This is a genomic window from Streptomyces sp. NPDC096046, assembly GCF_040303285.1.
In the GTDB taxonomy this organism is placed as follows: Bacteria; Actinomycetota; Actinomycetes; order Streptomycetales; family Streptomycetaceae; genus Streptomyces.
Map to the genome: position 1 here is coordinate 153,498 of NZ_JBEOSZ010000013.1, position 6,051 is coordinate 159,548.

General features: G+C 72.4%; 6 protein-coding genes and 1 rRNA gene. 5 read left to right on the forward strand and 2 right to left on the reverse strand.

The window, feature by feature from the left end; translation table 11 throughout:
• Window positions 1–4: 4 nt before the first annotated feature.
• The gene (locus ABTX62_RS14780; RefSeq protein ID WP_352116511.1) at window positions 5–1,615 is read left to right on the forward strand and encodes a type IV secretory system conjugative DNA transfer family protein; all 1,611 of its coding nucleotides are present in this window, start codon (window positions 5–7) and stop codon (window positions 1,613–1,615) included.
• On the opposite strand, the gene ABTX62_RS14785 is transcribed toward ABTX62_RS14780, so the two are convergent.
• Window positions 1,604–2,173, reverse strand: a complete 570-nt coding sequence (locus tag ABTX62_RS14785; RefSeq protein ID WP_352116512.1) for a GNAT family N-acetyltransferase — start codon at window positions 2,171–2,173, stop codon at window positions 1,604–1,606. The two genes, ABTX62_RS14780 and ABTX62_RS14785, sit on opposite strands and share 12 nt — an antisense overlap.
• Before the next feature lie 93 nt (window positions 2,174–2,266).
• On the opposite strand from ABTX62_RS14785, the gene ABTX62_RS14790 reads away from it, so the two are divergent.
• The 4 genes from ABTX62_RS14790 to ABTX62_RS14805 are packed head-to-tail and all read left to right on the forward strand — an operon-like array spanning window position 2,267 to window position 5,899.
• Window positions 2,267–3,187 (forward strand): ABC transporter ATP-binding protein, encoded by a 921-nt coding sequence (locus ABTX62_RS14790; protein WP_352116513.1) that lies wholly within the window; start codon window positions 2,267–2,269, stop codon window positions 3,185–3,187.
• Window positions 3,184–3,963, forward strand: coding sequence for an ABC-2 transporter permease (locus ABTX62_RS14795; protein ID WP_352116514.1), 780 nt, complete (start codon window positions 3,184–3,186; stop codon window positions 3,961–3,963). Before ABTX62_RS14790 ends, ABTX62_RS14795 begins: the two co-directional genes overlap by 4 nt.
• A 23-nt stretch (window positions 3,964–3,986) precedes the next feature.
• A complete protein-coding gene (locus ABTX62_RS14800) occupies window positions 3,987–5,231 on the forward strand; it encodes a sensor histidine kinase (RefSeq protein WP_352116515.1) in 1,245 nt (414 codons plus the stop codon).
• Window positions 5,228–5,899: a response regulator gene (locus ABTX62_RS14805; RefSeq protein ID WP_352116516.1), complete on the forward strand. Its 672-nt coding sequence runs from the start codon at window positions 5,228–5,230 to the stop codon at window positions 5,897–5,899. Before ABTX62_RS14800 ends, ABTX62_RS14805 begins: the two co-directional genes overlap by 4 nt.
• A 60-nt stretch (window positions 5,900–5,959) precedes the next feature.
• On the opposite strand, the gene rrf is transcribed toward ABTX62_RS14805, so the two are convergent.
• Window positions 5,960–6,051: ribosomal RNA gene (gene rrf / locus ABTX62_RS14810) — 5S ribosomal RNA — on the reverse strand; the annotation flags it as partial.

Below are 6,051 nucleotides of genomic sequence, written 5' to 3' on the forward strand. Positions count from 1 at the left end.
ACGCGTGAGACCGGACGACCGCCACACCCGGCGCGGCACCCAGGGGGGCATCCCCGACGGCCTGCTGGTCGGCGTACTCGCGTTCCTCCTCGGCATGACCGTGCTGGTGTGGACGGCCACGGGTCTCGCCGCCCTGTTCGCCCACGGCTCCTGGCCGTCCGGCGTCACCTTCACCCGCACCCCGCCGGCGATGCGCGGCCTCATCGCCGAGCCCCACGACATCCCGGGCGCCTGGCCCGGCACACCCCCCGGCGAACTCTCCGGCTACGGCCTGTTCTGGGGCCTGTTCATCGGCCAGCTGCTGATCCTGGTCGTCCTCACGGTGTTCGTGATGGGCACGCTGGCCCGGTGGCGAGCGGTCCGGGCGTGGCGCCGGGCGGAGAAGGCGGCGTCCGCAGCGGGACCGCCGGCACAGCACGACGCCCCGGGACCCGCGCAGCAGGACGTACAGGGACCGGCCCAGCACGACGCCCCGCCACCGGCGCGGCACGACGCCCCGACGACGACCACACCGCACGAGGTTCCCACCCCCCGCCGTGCGGCCCTCGAGCCCACCGACGTCCTGGAACCCACACCCGCGCCCGGCGGCGCCCCGCACCCGGCGGCCACGCCCGCCCCGCAGACAACCCCACCCGCGACGGCCATCCCCACCACCCCGGCGTCCCTCTTCGCGCAGGAGCAGGTGGGCGAACGGGAAAGAATCCTCGTGGCCCCGAGGGAGACCCGCCAGGCGACCGCGACCCAGGCGGTACGCGACGCCGAGGGCCCCGCTCTCGTCGTCACCTCGAACCCCACCGTCTGGCAGGACACCAAGGACGCCAGAGCCAAGCTCGGCCCCACCCACCTCTACGACCCCACCCACCTCTGCGACACCCCGTCCCGCCTCCACTGGTCCCCCACCGCCGGCTGCGAGGACCGGGACACGGCGACGCGAAGGGCCACCGCCCTCCTCACCCCCGTCCGCCCCACCGCCAAACTCGACCAGGCGGTCAGCGACACGGCCGCCACTTTGCTGCGGAGCTACCTGCACGCCGCCGCGATCGACGGCCGCACCATCCGCCACGTCCACCGCTGGTCCCAGGGCACCCAGATCCAGGACGCCGTACGCATCCTGCGCACCAGCCCCAAGGCCGCCGCCGGTTCCGCCGGTGAACTCGAAGGCGCCCTCACGGCACACCCCGAACGACGCGATATGGCCCAGCAGTTGACCACCCGCGCCCTCACGGCCCTCTCCACGGTCAACATCCGCGAAGCCTGCACTCCCAACCGAACTGATGCCCTCGCCTTGGATTCCTTCGTCCACGAAGGGGGCACGCTTTATGTGGTGGGGGAATCCATCGAGGACCCCAGGACGAACCCTGGCGCCATGCCCCTCCTGACGGCCCTCGTCTCGAGCGTGGTCGAGCGCGGCCGGCACATGGCCGAACGGTCATCGGCCGGTCGCCTCGACCCACCAATGACGCTCGTCCTGGACGACGTCGCGGCCGTGGCCCCGCTGCCCCAGCTCCCGGAGCTGCTGGCCACCGGAGCGGACCGGGGCATGCCGACCCTGGCCCTGCTCCGGTCCCGCGAACAGGGCCGCGCCCGCTGGCCGCACGACGAACTACCGGTCTGAGAAGGGCGTTCCCACAGCGCCGCGCTCGAGGACGAACTCCAACTCCCGTTCCCCGGCGTCCCCCAGCGGCACCGTCACCCCGCTCGGCAGGAACCCCACCCGCCGGTAGAACCGCTGCGCCCGCCCGTTCTCCTCGTGCACGATGAGCCGCACCCGCTCAAGGCCGCGCCCCCACGCCCACTCCAGCGCCGCGTCGAACAGCACCTCGGTCAGCCCGCTCCCGCGCTCCTCGGGCCGCACGAACACAGCGACCACATGCCCCTGCTTCCGCTCCACCGGAAACCCGGCCCAGTCGGTCGTCCCCGGTTCCTCCACGAGCACGGTCAGGGTCCCCACCCACCGCCCGTCCGGCCCCTCGGCGATGATCTGCTGCGCCTTGTCCGCTCCCTCGGCGGCCCCGGCCGTCCGCTCCCGCCAGAACGAGTCCGGCCGGGCCGCGGCCTCCTCGTACGTCTCCAGGAACGCCAGGTGTGCCACCGGATCCCGCAGCGCCGCGAGCCGCAGCTCCTTCGCCGCGGGCCACTCGCCGGCACGGACCGACCGGATCACATAGCTCATGCGGACACGGTAGTACCCGGGTACGACGCCCCTCACCCCGATTACCCCCGCCGGTCCGACGCCCGCGGCCCTCGTGCCCACGAGCATCGAAGCATGCTGACGGCACACGAACTGACCAAACGCTACGGCGACCGGACGGTCGTCACCGACCTGTCCTTCACCGTCCGCCCCGGCACCGTCACGGGCTTCCTCGGCCCGAACGGCGCCGGCAAGTCCACGACCATGCGCATGCTCCTCGGCCTCGACGCCCCCACCCGCGGCCACGCCACCGTGGGCGGCCGCTCCTACGCCGACCACCCCGCACCCCTCACCGAGGTCGGCGCCCTGCTGGAGGCCCGCTCGGTCCACCCCGGCCGCACCGCCCACCACCACCTGCGCGCCCTCGCCCACACCCACGGCATCCCCCGCTCCCGGGTCGAGCAGGTCCTCGGCCTCACGGGCCTGACCGACGTGGCCCACCGCCGCGTCAAGGGTTTCTCCCTGGGCATGGGACAGCGGCTCGGCATCGCCGCCGCCCTCCTCGGCGACCCGGCCACACTCCTCCTCGACGAGCCCGTCAACGGCCTCGACCCGGAAGGCGTCCGCTGGATCCGCAACCTGCTCAAGTCCCTCGCCGCGGAGGGCCGCACCGTCTTCGTCTCCTCCCATCTGATGAGCGAGATGGCCCTCACCGCAGAACACCTCGTCATCATGGGCCGCGGCCGCCTCCTCGCCGACACCACCGTCACCGACTTCGTACGCCACTGCGGCGCCGGCACCACCAAGGTCGTCACCCCGGAGGCCACCGCCCTCGTGGACCTCCTCACCGCCCCCGGCGTGGAGATCACCGCAGACGCCCCCGGCACCCTCCACATCCGCGGCACGGACGCCCGGCACATCGGCACCACGGCAGCCGCCCACGGCATCCGCCTCTACGAACTGACCCCCGCCACCGCGTCCTTGGAGGAGGCCTTCATGGACCTCACCCGGGACGCGGTGGAGTACCCGGCGACCCCGCAAGGAGCAGCGGCATGACCACGGCGGCCCATCCCCACCGCGTGACCCCGGCCCGCGTCCTGCGCTCCGAGTGGCACAAGTTCTGGACCCTGCGCTCCACATGGATCACCCTCGCCGTGACGAGCGCCCTGACCGCCGCCATGGGCACGGGCCTCGGCGCCGCCTACGACGGCACGGGCGAAGGAGGCATGGACACGGTCGTCTTCGTCCTCCTCGGCACCCAGTTCGCCCAGATCAACCTGGGGGTGCTGGGCATCCTGGCCACGGCCGGCGAGTACTCCACGGGCCAGATCCGCGCCACCATGACAGCCGTTCCACGCCGCCTGCCCGTCCTCTGGTCCAAGGCCGCCGTCCTGGCCGCGATCGCCCTCCCCCTCACCCTGGCGACGAACCTCCTCACCTTCCCCCTGGCCCAGTCCTTCCTCTCCGGCACCGACCAGGCGGCCTCCCTCGGCGACCCGGGCGTCCTGCGCGCCCTCGCCGGCAACGCGGCCGGTCTCACCCTCCTCGCCGTCCTGGCCCTGGGCATCGGCGCCCTGCTCCGCTCGGTCCCCATGGCCATCGGCGCCTTCATCGGCCTCGTCATGATCCTCCCGGAGATCGTGGCCATGCTCCCGTACGCCGTCGTCGACGACGCCGTCCGCCACTTCCCCGGCAAGGCCCTGGAAGCCCTCACCACGGCCGCCCCCCTGCCCGGAGCGGCCTCCCCGGGCGCCGCCCTGGCGGCCATGGTCCTGTGGACGGCGACGGTCCTCGCGTCGGCCGCGCTGGTCCTGCGCCGCCGAGACGTATGACGCCCGGCACCGGATCCCTCACGATGGACCCCGTGACGGAAGACCGGGCGCCGGAGCCCCTCACCGAGTACGCCCAGCGCCTCGTCCACAAGGTGCGCGCCTTCGACCGACGCCGCCCGTTGCTGTGGGACCTCCACTTCACCGGCTTCTGGGTGACCGCCGCCTTGATCGACTACGTCGGCGGCGGCTGGCGCCACAACGCCCACCAGCTCGACGTGCCCGGCTGGCTGCTCCTCACCCTGAGCCTCGGCCTCTCGGTCCCGCTGCTGTGGCGCCGTACCCGGCCCGCCGCGGCTCTGGCCGTCATGGTCCCCTTCGCCCTCGTCGACGCCTGGACCGGCGCCGCCCTCCAGGCGGCCCTGCTCCAACTGGTCCTCGTCTACCATCTCGCCCTGCGCCGCCCCCTGCGCGGCCTGTGGTGGGCGACGGCCGCGGTGATCATCCCCGTCCTCGTCTCGGTCCTCCGCCACGGGGAGGGCAGCTGGGACCAGCAGATCGGCTCGCATCTGATGTCCACCGCGGTGGCCGCCCTCATCGGCGTCACGGTCCGCACCCGCCGCAACTACACCGCGGCCCTGGAGGACCGAGCCCGCCGTCTGGAGACCGAACGCGACCAGCAGGCCCAGCTCGCCACCGCCGCCGAACGGGCCCGCATCGCCCGCGAGATGCACGACATCATCGGCCACAACCTCTCCGTCATCACGGGCCTGGCCGACGGCGGCCGGTACGCGGCCGCCAAATCGCCCGAACGGGCCGCCCAGGCCCTCGACGCCATCGCCACCACCAGCCGCCAGGCCCTCACCGAACTCCGCCGCCTCCTCGACGTCCTGCGCGAGGAAGAGAAACAGCAGGCGGATCTGACTCCCCAGCCGGGTCTCACCGATCTCGACCGGCTCCTCGACGGCGTACGCGCCGCAGGCCTCCCCGTCAGCGTCACCACCCACGGCAACCCCACCCTCCCCCCGGGGCGCCAGCTCACCGTCTATCGGGTCGTCCAGGAAGCCCTCACCAACACCTTGAAACACACGGGCTCCGGCACCACCGCGGACATAGCCCTGTCGTACGAGGAGAAGGCCGCCGTCACCGTCACGATCACCGACACAGGCCACGGCAGCCACACCACCGGCACTTCCCGGGACGGCCGCGGACTACCCGGAATGCGCGAGCGAACCGCCCTGTACGGCGGCACACTTGAGGCCGGCCCTCGCCCCCACCCGGAGCGGGGGTGGCGCGTCCGCCTACACCTCCCGGAGGAATCCCCGCAGTGACCACCGTCCTCATCGTCGACGACCAGCCGCTTCAGCGCTTCGGCTCCCGCATGCTGCTGGAAAGCCAGGACGACATGACGGTCGTGGGTGAGGCGGCGAACGGCAGCGAAGCGGTCCGCATGGCGGCCGAGCTCCATCCCGACGTCGTCCTCATGGACATCCGCATGCCCGGCCTCGACGGCATCGAGGCGACCCGCCGCATCACCGCCGCCGGGGATCGCACCCGCATCCTGATCGTCACCACCTTCGATCTGGACGAGTACGCCTACGCCGGCCTGCGCGCGGGTGCCTCCGGCTTCCTCGTGAAGGATGCGCAGCCCGAGGAACTCCTCGCCGGCATTCGCGCGGTCGCCTCGGGCGACGCGGTGGTCGCCCCCAGCCTGACCCGCCGCCTCCTGGACGCCTACGTCCACCATCTCCCGGCCGGCCCCGGCGCGAAGGACGTCACAGGCAACGATTCCCGCCTGGCCTCCCTCACCGACCGGGAGCGCGAAATCCTCACGGTCATCGGCCAGGGCTGGACGAACACGGAGATTGCCACACGCCTGCACCTGGCGGAGTCGACGGTGAAGACGCACGTGGGCCGCATCCTTGCGAAGACGGGTTCGCGCGATCGCATTCAGGCAGTGATTTTGGCGTACGACACCAAGCTGGTGCAGCCGTCCTGAAAGGGGCCCTCAACGCAGAAAACCCCCGCATCCGAAGATGCGGGGGTTTTCACAAGAATTGTTCGGCGGCGTCCTACTCTCCCACAGGGTCCCCCCTGCAGTACCATCGGCGCTGTAAGGCTTAGCTTCCGGGTTCGGAATGTAACCGGGCG